This window comes from Pseudomonas sp. FH4, assembly GCF_000510915.2.
Taxonomy (GTDB): domain Bacteria; phylum Pseudomonadota; class Gammaproteobacteria; order Pseudomonadales; family Pseudomonadaceae; genus Aquipseudomonas; species Aquipseudomonas brenneri.
On the sequence record NZ_AOHN01000035.1, the window covers coordinates 99,111 to 114,687 of the forward strand.

Sequence of the window (15,577 nt, forward strand, 5' to 3'; positions counted from 1 at the left end):
CGGGATCAAACCTTTGCCGTTACCACCATCTTTTTCGCATGAGCCAGGGACTCCTTGGTCAGGTCGATGCCGCCGAGCATGCGCGCGACTTCTTCCACCCGCTCGGTCTTGTTCAGCTTGGACACGGCGGTATGCGTCGCATCGCTGCCCCGCACCTTATGCACGAACAGATGCTGATGCCCCTGGGCTGCCACCTGTGGCAAGTGGGTAACCGTCAAGACTTGCCCACGCTCGCCGAGGCGGCGCAGCAATTGGCCGACAATTTCTGCAGTCGGCCCGCCGATCCCCACGTCCACTTCGTCGAATACCAATGTTGGTACGCGTGAGGTCTGGGCGGTAATGACCTGAATCGCCAGGCTGATCCGTGACAGTTCGCCGCCAGACGCCACCTTGGCCAGCGCCTTGAGGGGTTGACCAGGGTTGGCGCTCACCAGCAGTTCGACCTGCTCCAGGCCATTGGGCTGCAGTTCATTGCCGCTATTGGCGTGCAACTCGATGGTGAAGCGCCCGCCGGGCATGCCCAGGCGTTGGATTTCCTGTTCCACGGCGCAGGCCAGTCCGGTTGCCGCATGATGTCGCAGGTCGCTCAACTCCCGGGCCTTTTCCTGGTAGTGGCGGGCGAAGGAGGCCAGTTCATCGCCCAGGCGCTCGATGGATTCATCATTGGCATTCAGGGTTTCGATCTCGTCCAGCAGTTTTTGCTGCATGGCTGCGACTTCGGTCGGCTGGATACGGTGTTTGCGTGCCAGGGTATAAATAGTGTCGAGGCGTTCTTCGATCTCTTGCAGGCGTGCCGGGTCGGCATCGAAGTGGTCGAGGAAGCGGTTCAGCTCGCCAACGGCTTCTTCTACCTGGATTTGTGCGCTGGTCAGCAGGGTGGTGGCTTCATTCAATGATCCAGAGCCGCTGTTCACGCTCGACAGGCGGTTAAGGCTTGCTGTCAGTGCATTCAGCACATTGCCGGAGTCACTTTCGCTGCATTGCTCGACAACCTGGCGGCAAATGCCCAGCAGTGTCTCGGCATTGGTCAGGTTCTTGTGCTCCTGCTCCAGCTGTTCCAGCTCGGTTTCGCCCAGGCCCAGGCTTTCCAGCTCTTCCAACTGATAGCTGAGAAGCTGGTGGCGGGCACGTTGTTCGTCTCCGGAATTGGACAGCCGTTCCAGCTCCTGGCGGGTCTGGCGCCAGCGTTGTGCGGCCAGTTGTACCTGGCGCGCCAGGTCGGTCGCGCCGGCGTATTCGTCCAGCAGTCGCCGATGGGTGTCGGTTTTGAGCAAGGACTGGTGTTCGTGTTGGCTATGGATGTCGATCAGCAGTTCGCCAAGGGCTTTCAAATCACCGAGTGGGCAGGGCGTGCCATTGATGTAGCCGCGGGAGCGGCCTTCGGCGGTAATTACCCGGCGCAGGATGCACGGGCCATCGTTATCAAGGTCGCGTTCGGCGAGCCAGGCGCTGGCCTCCGGGATGTCGGCCAGATCAAAGGTTGCCAGGATATCGGCCTTGTCTGCGCCGGGGCGAACCACCCCACTGTCGGCGCGGTCGCCCAGGGTCAGGCCCAGTGCGTCGAGCATGATCGACTTGCCGGCGCCGGTTTCGCCTGTGATTACGCTCATCCCGCGATCCAGTTCAAGATCCAGATGCTCGACGATGGCGTAGTTATGTACGGACAGGTGAACCAGCATGACGGCTGCTCCCAGGCTTTAGGTCTGGTTATTTATACAGTGTTTTGTTCTGGGCTGACAATCCTGCGGCTTAGCTCAATTTGCTTGGGTAGTAGTTTTTTTTAGTGCGATGAGGAATGAGTGGAAAGTATGAGTCGGGACATGTCGGCCCTTGAACCTGGAAATTGTGGCCCCATATACCGGAACAGAAGCGCGAGTCGAGTTCGCGCAGGATTTAGAAAGGAGAGAACTATGGCTGACGAACAGACGCTGGATACGCAAAACCCAGACGCCAACCAGGCCTCGCAGGCAGCGGGTGAAGACCTGGCGGCTCGTGTGCAAGTGCTCGAAGAGCAGTTGGTAGGCGCTCAGGATCAGGCTTTGCGTGTTGCTGCCGATCTGCAGAACGTCCGCCGCCGCGCCGAGCAGGATGTAGAGAAAGCCCACAAGTTCGCGCTGGAAAAGTTTGCCGGTGATCTGTTGCCGATCATCGACAGCCTGGAGCGTGGCCTTGAGTTGTCCAACCCGGACGACGAAAACATCCGCGCCATGCGCGAGGGGATCGAACTGACCCTGAAAATGTTCCAGGACACCCTGAAGCGTTATCAGTTGGAAGCCATCGATCCGCAAGGCGGTGAGCCGTTCAACGCTGAACATCACCAGGCCATGGCGATGCAGGAAAGTGCAGATCTTGAGCCCAATAGTGTGTTGAAAGTGTTCCAGAAGGGTTACTTGCTCAATGGTCGCTTGTTGCGCCCTGCGATGGTCGTGGTGAGCAAGGCTCCTGCACCTGTTGCACCGTCGATTGACGAGCAGGCTTGAAATCCTTCGTAACGACCCCATTTATAAGTCAAGTGTTTAAGTCTGTCGCAGTCAGCCACCACTGCTGCGGCAACCAAATTCAAGTTTCGGGAGAGTAAATCATGGGCAAAATTATCGGTATCGACCTGGGGACCACCAACTCCTGCGTCTCCGTCATGGAAAACGGCAAAGCCAAAGTTATCGAAAACGCCGAAGGCGCGCGTACCACGCCGTCGATCATTGCATACGCCAACGACGGTGAAATCCTCGTTGGTCAGTCGGCCAAGCGTCAGGCTGTAACCAACCCGCACAACACCCTGTACGCGGTGAAACGTCTGATCGGTCGTAAGTTCGACGAAGAAGTCGTACAAAAAGACATCAAGATGGTGCCTTACAAAATCGCCAAGGCTGACAACGGTGACGCCTGGGTTGAAGTAAACGGCAACAAGATGTCTGCACCGCAGATCTCGGCTGAAGTCTTGAAAAAGATGAAGAAAACTGCCGAAGACTACCTCGGTGAAGCAGTGACTGAAGCGGTGATCACCGTTCCTGCCTACTTCAACGACAGCCAGCGTCAAGCGACCAAAGACGCCGGCCGCATTGCGGGCCTGGACGTAAAACGCATCATCAACGAACCAACCGCAGCCGCTCTGGCCTACGGTATGGACAAGGCCAAGGGCGATCACACTGTGATCGTTTATGACCTGGGTGGCGGCACCTTCGACGTTTCCGTGATCGAAATCGCTGAAGTCGACGGTGAGCACCAGTTCGAAGTGTTGGCTACCAACGGTGACACGTTCCTGGGCGGTGAAGACTTTGACATTCGTCTGATCGACTACCTCGTCGACGAATTCAAGAAAGAAAGCGGCATGAACCTCAAGGGTGATCCGCTGGCCATGCAGCGCCTGAAAGAAGCTGCTGAAAAAGCGAAGATCGAGCTGTCGTCGAGCATGTCGACCGACGTGAACCTGCCGTACATCACAGCAGATGCCACCGGTCCTAAGCACTTGAACGTGAAGATCTCGCGCGCCAAGCTCGAATCCCTGGTTGAAGACCTGGTTCAGCGCACCATCGAACCTTGCCGTACCGCTTTGAAAGATGCCGGTATCGACGTGGGTGCGATCAACGACGTGATTCTGGTCGGTGGTCAGACTCGTATGCCGTTGGTACAGCAGAAAGTGACCGAGTTCTTCGGTAAAGAAGCACGTAAAGACGTGAACCCGGACGAAGCGGTTGCCATGGGTGCTGCTATCCAGGGTGCGGTATTGGCCGGCGACGTGAAAGACGTGTTGCTGCTGGACGTCAGCCCGCTGACCCTGGGTATCGAAACCATGGGCGGCGTGATGACTGCGCTGATCGAGAAAAACACCACGATTCCTACCAAGAAATCGCAAGTGTTCTCGACTGCCGATGACAACCAAGGCGCTGTGACCATTCACGTGCTGCAAGGTGAGCGTAAGCAGGCTGCTCAGAACAAGTCCCTGGGCAAGTTCGACCTGGCCGATATTCCACCAGCACCACGTGGCGTGCCACAAATCGAAGTGACCTTCGACATCGATGCCAACGGCATCTTGCACGTCGGCGCGAAAGACAAGGCTACCGGCAAGGAGCAGAAGATCACGATCAAGGCCAACTCCGGTCTGTCTGATGAAGAAATTCAACAGATGATTCGTGATGCTGAAACCAATGCCGAGGCCGACAAGAAGTTTGAAGAGCTGGCCGCTGCCCGCAACCAGGGTGATGCGCTGGTTCACTCGACGCGCAAAATGATCGTTGATGCTGGCGAAAAAGTGACTGCTGAAGAGAAGACCGCAATCGAAGCAGCCGTGGTTGCCCTGGAAGCCGCCGTCAAAGGCGACGACAAGGCCACCATCGAAGCCAAGGTTGAGGAGTTGTCGAAAGTCTCCGCGCCGGTTGCTCAGAAGATGTACGCCGAGCAGGCTCCGCAAGGTGATGGCGCTGCGCAACAGGCAGAGCCTGAAGCCAAGCACGACGACGTTGTCGATGCCGAGTTCGAAGAAGTCAAAGAAGGCCAGAAGAAGTAACTTGGTCGCCCGGTTGACCGCTATCAAGCGGTGACTGGTAGGATGTCGCCGCGCGGGAGCTTGCTCCCGCGTTGGCGTGTCTGGGGTACGCGAATTTTTACAGCATGCGACAAGGTTCGGATGCTGGCGGTGTGATCGGGAATGCTCCTGCTTTGCGATCGACAGTCACCGCGTTTTTAGCTGGGTCTCGGCTGAGAGCAGTAAAGACCAGGATCGTTGAATTTGACGTGAGTTGGGTCCGGGCCTGTATTGGGGCTCAACGAGTTTGGCAAGCTCAGGAGGGTTTTGCCGAACGTCCTTAAGAGTGCAAAGACTTATGGCAAAGCGTGACTATTACGAAGTGTTGGGTGTGGAGCGCGGCTCCAGCGAGGCGGACCTGAAGAAGGCCTACCGTCGTCTGGCGATGAAGCACCACCCGGACCGTAATCCGGATAACAAAGAATCCGAAGAAATGTTCAAAGAGGCCAATGAGGCCTACGAATGCCTGTGTGATCCGAACAAGCGCGCGGCCTACGATCAGTACGGCCACGCCGGTGTCGATCCGAGCATGGGCGGCGGCGGTGCCGGTTTTGGCGGCCAGAACTTCTCCGATATCTTCGGCGACGTGTTCAGCGACTTCTTCGGTGGCGGTCGTGGTGGTCAGCGTGGCGGTGCCCAGCGTGGTAGCGACTTGCGCTACACCCTGGAGCTGAACCTGGAAGAGGCTGTGCGCGGCACTAGCGTCAACATCCGCGTGCCGACGCTGGTCAATTGCAAACCGTGTGACGGTTCGGGTGCCAAGAAGGGCTCGTCGCCGATTACGTGCCCAACCTGTGGTGGTATTGGCCAGGTACGCATGCAGCAGGGGTTTTTCTCTGTTCAGCAAACCTGTCCGCGCTGCCATGGTCAGGGCAAGATCATTTCCGATCCGTGCGACTCCTGTCACGGCGAAGGGCGTGTCGAAGAGTACAAGACCCTTTCGGTGAAAGTGCCGGCAGGTGTCGATACCGGCGACCGTATCCGTTTGTCGGGTGAAGGTGAGGCAGGTACGCAGGGTGGTCCGACGGGCGATCTGTACGTGGTGATCAATGTGCGCGAGCACTCGATCTTCCAGCGCGACGGCAAGCACCTGTTCTGTGAAGTGCCGATCAGCTTTGTCGATGCTGCCCTGGGTGGCGAGCTGGAGATTCCGACCCTCGATGGTCGCGTCAAGCTGAAGATCCCTGAGGGGACGCAGACCGGCAAGCAGTTCCGCATCCGTGGCAAAGGCGTTGCGCCAGTGCGTGGCGGTGGGGCGGGCGACTTGATGTGCCGTGTGGCTGTCGAGACTCCGGTCAACCTGGATCGTCGTCAGCGTGAGTTGCTCGAAGAGTTCCGCAGCTCCCTGGACGGTGATGGCTCCCATTCGCCCAAGACCGCTGGCTGGTTTGAAGGCGTGAAGCGCTTCTTCGGCGACCTGTAAGGACGTGGATATGCGACGTATAGCAGTGATGGGCGCCGCCGGGCGCATGGGCAAGAACCTGGTGGAGGCGGTGCAGCAACGCTCGCCTCTGTCGGGGTTGACGGCGGCAATCGTGCGTCCGGGCAGTACGCTGATCGGTGCCGATGCCGGTGAGCTGGCTTCGCTGGGGCGGATCGGTGTGGCGTTGTCTGGCAGCCTGGAGCAAGTGGCTGATGAATTCGATGTATTGATCGACTTCACCCTGCCCGAGGTGATGCTGAAAAACCTGGCGTTCTGCCGCAAGGCGGGTAAGGCCATGGTTATTGGTACCACTGGCCTGAATGCCGAGCAAAAGCAATTGCTTGTCGCGGCGGGCAAGGATATTCCGATCGTGTTTGCCGCCAACTTCAGTGTGGGCGTCAACCTGTCGCTGAAGTTGCTCGACATGGCTGCACGGGTACTGGGTGATGACGCGGACATCGAGATCATCGAGGCGCATCACCGCCACAAAGTGGATGCGCCATCGGGTACTGCCATGCGCATGGGCGAAGTGATTGCCGATGCCCTGGGGCGCGACCTGTCGAAAGTCGCGGTATATGGTCGCGAAGGCCATACCGGTGCGCGCGAGCGTGAAACCATTGGCTTTGCCACGGTGCGCGGTGGTGACGTGGTGGGTGATCACACGGTGCTGTTTGCTGCCGAAGGCGAGCGCCTGGAAATCACTCACAAAGCCTCCAGCCGCATGACCTTCGCCAAGGGCGCGGTGCGTGCGGCATTGTGGCTGGAGGGGCGCGAAGCGGGCCTCTATGACATGCAAGACGTGCTGGATCTGCGTTAATCAGTAGCAAAAACGGGCCCTGGGTATTACTCTAGGGCCCCGTTTTTACCCGCTAAGCGACGTCCTGTCGCATTCTCCTGCCTTTTAGGCTCTTTAGCGGTGGACCAAAAAAGCCTTTTTCTGTAAGCTACAGCTTTAGTGTGTCCACTAAAAGCGCGCAGAATAATTCAGTGAAGAAGCGGGGTGACGTGTCCATACGTCACTCCGCTTTTTTACAACCTGCGATCGCCCTTTCAGGCTTTATTTACGGGAGGTCTTCTTGACTAAGCCAGCCATACTCGCCCTTGCTGATGGCAGCATTTTTCGCGGCGAAGCCATTGGAGCCGACGGTCAGACCGTTGGAGAGGTGGTGTTCAACACCGCCATGACCGGCTATCAGGAAATCCTTACCGATCCTTCCTACGCCCAGCAGATCGTTACCCTGACCTATCCGCACATCGGCAATACCGGTACTACACCGGAAGACGTCGAGTCTGATCGTGTCTGGTCGGCCGGTCTGGTGATTCGTGACCTGCCACTGGTTGCGAGCAACTGGCGTAACACGATGTCGCTGTCCGATTACCTGAAAGCCAACAACGTTGTGGCGATCGCCGGTATCGATACGCGCCGCCTGACACGCATCCTGCGTGAAAAAGGCTCGCAGAATGGCTGCATCATGGTCGGTGACAATGTTTCCGAAGCCGCAGCGATTGCTGCAGCGCAAGGCTTCCCTGGCCTGAAAGGCATGGATCTGGCGAAAGTCGTCAGCACCCAAGAACAGTACGAGTGGCGCTCCACTGTCTGGGACTTGAGGACTGACAGCCACGCGACCATCGAGGCTAGCGAGCTGCCTTACCACGTGGTCGCTTATGACTACGGCGTTAAGTACAACATCCTGCGCATGCTGGTCGAACGTGGTTGCCGCGTGACCGTGGTGCCGGCGCAAACCCCGGCCAGCGATGTGCTGGCCCTGCAACCGGATGGCGTGTTTCTGTCCAATGGCCCGGGCGATCCGGAGCCTTGCGACTACGCGATCCAGGCGATCAAGGATGTGCTGGAAACCGAGATCCCGGTATTCGGTATCTGCCTGGGCCACCAGCTGCTGGCCCTGGCCTCCGGTGCCAAGACCCTGAAAATGGGCCACGGCCATCATGGTGCCAACCACCCGGTGCAAGACCTGGACACTGGCGTCGTGATGATCACTAGCCAGAACCACGGTTTTGCGGTGGACGAAGCCACCTTGCCGGCCAACGTGCGTGCCATTCACAAGTCGCTGTTCGACGGTTCCCTGCAGGGTATCGAGCGCACCGACAAGAGCGCGTTCAGCTTCCAGGGCCACCCTGAAGCAAGCCCGGGCCCGAACGACGTAGCGCCGCTGTTCGACCGTTTCATCAATGAGATGGCCAAGCGACGCTAAATGAGTGGCCTGAGGGTGGCCCGGAAAATCGGCGGCCCCCTCAGGCTCTTCAAGGATTGTTCAAGACGGCTTGCCGACTGACCTGCGGATTTGAGTGACAAACCCATGCCAAAACGTACAGACATAAAAAGCATCCTGATTCTCGGCGCTGGCCCGATCGTTATCGGCCAGGCCTGCGAATTCGACTACTCCGGCGCCCAGGCCTGCAAGGCCCTGCGCGAAGAGGGTTACCGCGTCATCCTGGTGAACTCCAACCCGGCCACCATCATGACCGACCCGGACATGGCCGACGCCACCTACATCGAACCGATCAAATGGCAGACCGTTGCCAAGATCATCGAGAAAGAGCGCCCGGACGCACTGCTGCCGACCATGGGCGGCCAGACTGCACTGAACTGCGCCCTGGACCTGGAGCGCGAAGGCGTCCTGGAAAAGTTCGGCGTAGAGATGATTGGCGCCAATGCCGACACCATCGACAAGGCTGAAGACCGTTCGCGTTTCGACAAGGCTATGAAGTCCATCGGTCTTGACTGCCCGCGCTCGGGTATCGCCCACAGCATGGAAGAGGCCAACGCGGTTCTCGAAAAGCTGGGTTTCCCGTGCATTATCCGTCCGTCCTTCACTATGGGTGGCACCGGTGGCGGTATCGCTTACAACCGTGAAGAGTTCGAAGAAATCTGCGCACGCGGTCTGGACCTGTCGCCGACCAAAGAGCTGCTGATCGACGAATCCCTGATCGGCTGGAAAGAGTACGAGATGGAAGTTGTCCGCGACAAAAAGGACAACTGCATCATCGTCTGCTCGATCGAAAACTTCGACCCGATGGGCGTGCACACCGGTGACTCGATCACCGTTGCGCCGGCACAGACCCTGACGGACAAGGAATACCAGATCATGCGTAACGCCTCATTGGCGGTACTGCGTGAGATCGGCGTTGAAACCGGCGGTTCCAACGTTCAGTTCGGCATCTGCCCGGATACAGGCCGCATGGTCGTGATCGAGATGAACCCGCGTGTATCGCGTTCTTCGGCGCTCGCATCAAAAGCTACCGGCTTCCCGATTGCGCGCATCGCTGCCAAGCTGGCGATCGGTTACACCTTGGACGAGTTGCAAAACGAAATCACTGGCGGTGCTACGCCGGCGTCCTTCGAACCGTCCATCGACTACGTCGTGACCAAACTGCCACGCTTTGCCTTCGAGAAGTTCCCGAAAGCCGACGCCCGCCTGACCACTCAGATGAAGTCGGTCGGTGAAGTCATGGCTATCGGCCGGACGTTCCAGGAATCCCTGCAAAAAGCCCTGCGTGGCCTGGAAGTGGGCGTTTGCGGCCTGGACGAGAAGCTCGACCTGAGCAACCCGGAAAGCATGAGTATCCTCAAGCGCGAGCTGACCGTGCCGGGCGCCGAGCGTATCTGGTACGTGGCTGATGCTTTCCGCGCTGGCATGACCGTCGAAGACATCTTCGGCATGAACATGATTGACCCGTGGTTCCTGGTGCAGATCGAAGATCTGATCAAGGAAGAAGAAAAGGTCAAGACCCTGGGTCTTTCCTCTATCGACCGCGACCTGATGTTCCGCCTCAAGCGCAAAGGCTTCTCCGACCAGCGTCTGGCCAAGCTGCTGGGTGTGACCGAGAAGAACCTGCGCACGCATCGCCACAAGCTGGATATTTTCCCGGTCTACAAGCGCGTTGACACCTGCGCCGCAGAGTTCGCCACCGATACCGCGTACCTGTACTCCACCTATGAGGAAGAGTGCGAAGCCGCGCCGTCGGGCCGCGACAAGATCATCATCCTGGGCGGCGGTCCAAACCGTATCGGCCAGGGCATCGAGTTCGACTACTGCTGCGTACACGCCGCCCTCGCCCTGCGCGAAGACGGGTACGAGACCATCATGGTCAACTGCAACCCGGAAACTGTTTCCACTGACTACGACACTTCCGACCGCCTGTACTTCGAGCCGGTAACGCTGGAAGACGTGCTGGAAATCTGTCGCGTCGAGAAGCCAAAAGGCGTGATCGTCCAGTACGGCGGGCAAACCCCGCTGAAACTGGCGCGTGCCCTGGAAGCGGCCGGCGTGCCGATCATCGGTACCAGCCCTGACGCCATCGACCGTGCCGAAGACCGTGAGCGCTTCCAGCAAATGGTTGAGCGCCTGAACCTGCGCCAGCCGCCAAACGCTACCGTGCGCAGCGAAGACGAGGCCATCCGTGCAGCCAGCAAGATCGGCTACCCGTTGGTGGTGCGTCCGTCCTACGTACTGGGCGGCCGGGCGATGGAAATCGTCTACGAAGAAGAAGAACTCAAGCGCTACCTGCGTGATGCGGTGAAAGTGTCCAACGACAGCCCGGTGCTGCTGGACCACTTCCTCAACTGCGCCATCGAAATGGACGTGGATGCGGTCTGCGACGGTACCGACGTGGTGATTGGTGCGATCATGCAGCACATCGAGCAGGCGGGCGTTCACTCCGGCGACTCGGCCTGTTCCCTGCCGCCGTACTCGCTGCCGCTGCACATCCAGGACGAGATGCGTGAACAGGTCAAGAAAATGGCCCTGGAATTGGGCGTGGTTGGCCTGATGAACGTACAGTTGGCGCTGCAAGGCGAAGACATCTACGTCATCGAAGTCAACCCGCGTGCCTCGCGTACCGTGCCGTTTGTTTCCAAGTGCATCGGTGTGTCCCTGGCGATGATCGCCGCCCGTGTGATGGCCGGTAAGACCTTGAAGGAAATCGGCTTCACTAAGGAAATCATTCCGAACTTCTACAGCGTGAAAGAGGCGGTGTTCCCATTCGCCAAATTCCCTGGCGTGGACCCGATCCTGGGCCCAGAGATGAAGTCCACCGGTGAAGTGATGGGCGTGGGCGACACCTTCGGCGAAGCCTTTGCCAAGGCCCAGATGGGCGCCAGCGAAGTGCTGCCGACCGGCGGTACTGCGTTTATCAGCGTGCGTGATGATGACAAGCCACTGGTTGCAGGTGTGGCGCGTGATCTGATCAACTTGGGCTTCGAAGTCGTGGCCACCGCAGGGACCGCCAAGCTGATTGAAGCGGCCGGCCTGAAAGTGCGTCGCGTGAACAAGGTAACGGAAGGCCGTCCACACGTGGTCGACATGATCAAGAATGACGAAGTCACCCTGATCATCAACACCACCGAAGGTCGCCAGTCGATCGCGGACTCCTACTCCATTCGTCGTAACGCCTTGCAGCACAAGATCTATTGCACCACCACCATTGCTGCTGGCGAAGCCATCTGTGAAGCGCTCAAGTTCGGTCCGGAAAAAACCGTACGTCGCTTGCAGGATCTACACGCAGGATTGAAGGCATGATCAAATATCCAATGACTGTCCAGGGCGCCAAGGCCCTGGAAGAGGAGCACGCCCACCTGACCAAGGTCGTACGTCCAAAGCTGAGCCAGGACATCGGTACGGCCCGTGAGCTGGGTGACTTGAAGGAAAACGCCGAATACCATGCTGCCCGCGAGCAGCAGGGTATGGTCGAGGCGCGGATCCGTGATATCGAGGGGCGCATGCAGAATGCGGTCATCATCGATGTCACGACCATCCCCAAGACCGGCAAGGTGATTTTCGGCACAACGGTGGAAATCGCCAACGTCGAGACTGATGAAAGCGTGACTTACCACATCGTGGGTGAGGATGAGGCTGACTTCAAGCTCGGCAAGATCTCCGTCGGCTCGCCCCTGGCCCGTGCCTTGATTGCCAAGGAAGAGGGTGATGTGGTGGCCGTCAAGACGCCTGGTGGCGTGATCGAGTACGAGATTGTCGAAGTTCGTCACATCTGAAAGGCGGCGCCCGCTTCGAGCGGGCGCCATGCTTTGGCAGTTGACCCAGATGCTCTGGGTTGGCGGCCTGTGGCTGTTACATCTGGGTGTATTGCCGGTGCTGGGCATGATTGGCCTGGCGCCGTTGCTGATTGATGAGATCGGCGGATTATTGAGTGCGTTGCTGGTAGGTTTTGCAGCCACGTGCGTGACGCTCCAGGCGCTGGTGCTGATCAAGGCCGAGGGTTTGGGGAGTTTGTGGCGGGATATGCGTGGGCAACTGCTGTTGATGGCGCTGTATGCATGCGCAATGTATTGCGTGGTGCGTATGTTGCTGCCGGAAGCGTTGCGCTGGCAGCTGTTCAGCTATCTTGTGCTAGGGTTTTCTGGCTTGGTGCTGGTGGTACAGCCTGCACCTGGGTGGAGCGGCAGGGCGCGCGAAGCACGCCCGTGACCCTTGAATCATTTGAAGCGATGAACGTTCGACAGTTGCTTGTTGGCGCTGAAATTCTTGCGATACAGCAGCGCCATCTTGCCGATGACCTGAACCAGGTCCGCTTTGCCCACCTTGCACAGTTCTGCAATGGCGGCCAGGCGTGCTTCGCGATCAAGGATGTTGACCTTGATCTTGATCAGCTCGTGATCGCCTAATGCGCGTTCAAGTTCGGCTAACACACCTTCAGTCAAACCGTTGTCTGCCACAATCAGAACTGGTTTCAGATGGTGGCCAATGGATTTGTACTGTTTCTTCTGCTCTTGAGTGAGCGGCATAATCTGACCCCTGCGTCTGATCTTGTAAAAAGCGGCGGCCAGTTTACCCGAGCGAGTCCGGGACCGCCCAGTTAATCACGACCCGTTTTATTTTCGAGGTGGCCCGTGGCCCGTTCCAAAACTAGCCTTAAGTGGCTGCAAGAGCATTTCAACGATCCTTACGTCAAAAAGGCGCAGAAGGACGGCTACCGTTCACGGGCCAGTTACAAGCTGCTGGAGATCCAGGACAAGGATAAGTTGATCCGCCCAGGCATGAGCGTTATTGACCTGGGTGCCGCCCCGGGTGGCTGGTCCCAGGTGACCAGTCGTCTGATTGGTGGGCAGGGGCGACTGATTGCGTCCGACATCCTGGAAATGGACAGCATCCCGGATGTGACCTTTGTTCATGGTGACTTCACCCAGGACGCCGTCCTCGCCCAGATTCTTGAGGCTGTGGGAAATTCGCAGGTAGACCTTGTGATTTCCGACATGGCCCCCAATATGAGTGGATTACCGGCCGTCGATATGCCGCGCGCGATGTTCCTTTGTGAGTTGGCGTTGGATTTGGCGGGTCGGGTTTTGCGTCCGGGTGGAGATTTCCTGGTGAAGGTCTTCCAGGGCGAGGGTTTTGACGAGTACCACAAGAACATTCGCAAGTTGTTCGACAAGGTGCAGACGCGCAAGCCTGATTCTTCCCGGGACCGATCCAGGGAGCAGTATTTGTTGTGCCGCGGCTTCCGCGGTGTCGAGGGCGCTGCAAGCGAAGAGCGTTTTTGAGGAATTGGAGGTAGGCGATAGGTTTTTTTATATCGCTTTCGTCACGAAGCTTTACGAATATTGTGTAGTCAAAGTTTCACAAAGGGTTACAGACGGCGCCTGCCAGAGTTGTAGGTAATGTAGTAAGTTAGGCCGGTGAATATCATGCGAAGCGCGCGCCAGTAGCGGAGCTTGCTTCAGAGGGTAGTTAATTGAACGATATGGCAAAGAATCTTATCCTGTGGTTGATCATCGCGGCTGTCCTGGTGACGGTGATGAACAACTTCTCCAGCCCTAACGAGCCGCAGACCCTCAACTATTCCGACTTCATCCAGCAAGTTAAGGATGGCAAGGTCGAGCGCGTAGCGGTTGATGGCTACGTGATCACCGGCAAACGTAACGACGGTGACAGCTTCAAGACCATCCGTCCGGCGATCCAGGACAATGGCCTGATTGGCGACCTGGTGGACAACAAGGTCATCGTTGAAGGCAAGCAGCCTGAGCAGCAGAGTATCTGGACCCAGCTTTTGGTCGCCAGCTTCCCGATCCTGGTGATCATCGCGGTGTTCATGTTCTTCATGCGCCAGATGCAAGGTGGTGCAGGGGGCAAGGGCGGGCCGATGAGCTTCGGCAAGAGCAAGGCGCGCCTGCTTTCCGAAGATCAGGTAAAAACTACCCTGGCTGACGTTGCCGGTTGTGACGAAGCCAAGGAAGAAGTCGGCGAGTTGGTCGAGTTCCTGCGTGATCCGGGCAAGTTCCAGCGCCTGGGTGGTCGTATTCCTCGCGGTGTGCTGATGGTCGGCCCACCGGGTACCGGTAAAACCCTGCTCGCCAAGGCGATTGCCGGCGAAGCCAAGGTTCCGTTCTTCACCATTTCCGGTTCCGACTTCGTCGAGATGTTCGTCGGCGTGGGTGCCAGCCGTGTGCGTGACATGTTCGAGCAGGCCAAGAAACACGCGCCGTGCATCATCTTCATCGATGAAATCGACGCTGTCGGTCGCCATCGTGGTGCTGGCATGGGCGGTGGTCACGACGAGCGTGAGCAGACCCTCAACCAGTTGCTGGTGGAGATGGACGGCTTCGAAATGAACGATGGCATCATCGTGATTGCCGCCACCAACCGTCCTGACGTACTTGACCCTGCGCTGCTGCGTCCGGGCCGTTTCGACCGTCAGGTCGTGGTTGGCTTGCCAGATATCCGTGGCCGCGAGCAGATTCTCAAAGTCCATATGCGCAAAGTGCCAATGGGCGATGACGTGGCTCCAGGTGTGATTGCCCGTGGTACCCCTGGTTTCTCCGGTGCCGACCTGGCCAACCTGGTGAACGAGGCCTCGCTGTTCGCTGCCCGTACCGGCAAGCGCATCGTCGAGATGAAAGAATTCGAGCTGGCCAAAGACAAGATCATGATGGGTGCCGAGCGCAAATCCATGGTCATGTCCGAGAAAGAGAAGCAGAACACCGCTTATCACGAAGCCGGTCACGCCATTGTCGGTCGCGTTGTGCCTGAGCATGACCCGGTCTACAAGGTATCGATCATTCCTCGTGGTCGGGCACTGGGTGTCACCATGTTCCTGCCGGAAGAGGATCGCTACAGCCTTTCCAAGCGCGCCCTGATCAGCCAGATCTGCTCGCTGTACGGTGGTCGTATTGCTGAAGAGATGACCTTGGGCTTCGATGGTGTAACCACCGGCGCTTCCAACGACATCATGCGTGCCAGCCAGATTGCGCGGAACATGGTTACCAAGTGGGGTCTGTCGGAAAAGCTCGGCCCGCTGATGTATGCCGAGGAAGAAGGCGAAGTGTTCCTGGGTCGTGGCGGCGGTGGTCAAGGTGCCAGCTTCTCCGGCGAGACTGCCAAGCTGATCGACTCTGAAGTGCGCAGCATCATTGACCAGTGCTACGGCACGGCCAAGCAGATCCTTACCGATAACCGTGACAAGCTCGACGCCATGGCTGATGCCTTGATGAAGTACGAGACCATTGATGCCGAGCAGATCGACGACATCATGGCTGGTCGTGCGCCTCGCGAGCCTCGCGATTGGGAAGGTGGTTCGGGTACTTCAGGCACTCCGCCAGTGGTACAGAACGAGCGCCCGGAAAACCCAATCGGCGGCCCGGCTGCCGACCTTTAAGG

At 58.2% G+C, this 15,577-nt stretch carries 12 protein-coding genes; 10 read left to right on the forward strand and 2 right to left on the reverse strand.

Annotated features, from left to right (window positions below; translation table 11 throughout):
• Window positions 1-5: 5 nt before the first annotated feature.
• Complete coding sequence (recN, locus tag H097_RS23905) at window positions 6-1,679, reverse strand: DNA repair protein RecN (RefSeq protein WP_032862894.1); 1,674 nt, start codon at window positions 1,677-1,679, stop codon at window positions 6-8.
• A gap of 231 nt (window positions 1,680-1,910) precedes the next feature.
• On the opposite strand from recN, the gene grpE reads away from it, so the two are divergent.
• From grpE to H097_RS23945, 8 genes are all read left to right on the forward strand, one after another.
• Complete coding sequence (gene grpE / locus H097_RS23910) at window positions 1,911-2,480, forward strand: nucleotide exchange factor GrpE (protein ID WP_032862896.1); 570 nt, start codon at window positions 1,911-1,913, stop codon at window positions 2,478-2,480.
• Window positions 2,481-2,581: 101 nt separating this feature from the next.
• Window positions 2,582-4,504, forward strand: a complete 1,923-nt coding sequence (gene dnaK / locus H097_RS23915) for a molecular chaperone DnaK (protein WP_032862897.1) — start codon at window positions 2,582-2,584, stop codon at window positions 4,502-4,504.
• A 316-nt stretch (window positions 4,505-4,820) separates the two neighbouring features.
• Window positions 4,821-5,945 carry a molecular chaperone DnaJ gene (gene dnaJ, locus H097_RS23920; RefSeq protein WP_032862898.1) on the forward strand — a complete coding sequence of 375 codons (1,125 nt, stop codon included), beginning with the start codon at window positions 4,821-4,823 and terminating at the stop codon, window positions 5,943-5,945.
• 10 nt (window positions 5,946-5,955) lie between these two features.
• Window positions 5,956-6,762 carry a 4-hydroxy-tetrahydrodipicolinate reductase gene (dapB, locus tag H097_RS23925; RefSeq protein WP_032862899.1) on the forward strand — a complete coding sequence of 269 codons (807 nt, stop codon included), beginning with the start codon at window positions 5,956-5,958 and terminating at the stop codon, window positions 6,760-6,762.
• 259 nt (window positions 6,763-7,021) lie between these two features.
• The gene (gene carA, locus H097_RS23930; protein ID WP_032862900.1) at window positions 7,022-8,158 is read left to right on the forward strand and encodes a glutamine-hydrolyzing carbamoyl-phosphate synthase small subunit; all 1,137 of its coding nucleotides are present in this window, start codon (window positions 7,022-7,024) and stop codon (window positions 8,156-8,158) included.
• 105 nt (window positions 8,159-8,263) lie between these two features.
• Window positions 8,264-11,485, forward strand: a complete 3,222-nt coding sequence (gene carB / locus H097_RS23935; RefSeq protein ID WP_032862901.1) for a carbamoyl-phosphate synthase large subunit — start codon at window positions 8,264-8,266, stop codon at window positions 11,483-11,485.
• Window positions 11,482-11,958 (forward strand): transcription elongation factor GreA, encoded by a 477-nt coding sequence (greA, locus tag H097_RS23940; protein WP_032862903.1) that lies wholly within the window; start codon window positions 11,482-11,484, stop codon window positions 11,956-11,958. The genes carB and greA overlap by 4 nt, the downstream gene beginning before the upstream one ends.
• Before the next feature lie 28 nt (window positions 11,959-11,986).
• Window positions 11,987-12,391 carry a hypothetical protein gene (locus H097_RS23945; protein WP_032862904.1) on the forward strand — a complete coding sequence of 135 codons (405 nt, stop codon included), beginning with the start codon at window positions 11,987-11,989 and terminating at the stop codon, window positions 12,389-12,391.
• A gap of 8 nt (window positions 12,392-12,399) precedes the next feature.
• On the opposite strand, the gene H097_RS23950 is transcribed toward H097_RS23945, so the two are convergent.
• A complete protein-coding gene (locus H097_RS23950; protein WP_029298992.1) occupies window positions 12,400-12,708 on the reverse strand; it encodes a YhbY family RNA-binding protein in 309 nt (102 codons plus the stop codon).
• A 105-nt stretch (window positions 12,709-12,813) separates the two neighbouring features.
• On the opposite strand from H097_RS23950, the gene rlmE reads away from it, so the two are divergent.
• Window positions 12,814-13,464: a 23S rRNA (uridine(2552)-2'-O)-methyltransferase RlmE gene (rlmE, locus tag H097_RS23955; RefSeq protein ID WP_032862906.1), complete on the forward strand. Its 651-nt coding sequence runs from the start codon at window positions 12,814-12,816 to the stop codon at window positions 13,462-13,464.
• A 200-nt stretch (window positions 13,465-13,664) separates the two neighbouring features.
• On the forward strand, window positions 13,665-15,575 hold the full coding sequence (gene ftsH, locus H097_RS23960) for an ATP-dependent zinc metalloprotease FtsH (protein WP_032862907.1): 1,911 nt from the start codon (window positions 13,665-13,667) through the stop codon (window positions 15,573-15,575).
• The last annotated feature ends 2 nt before the right edge of the window (window positions 15,576-15,577 follow it).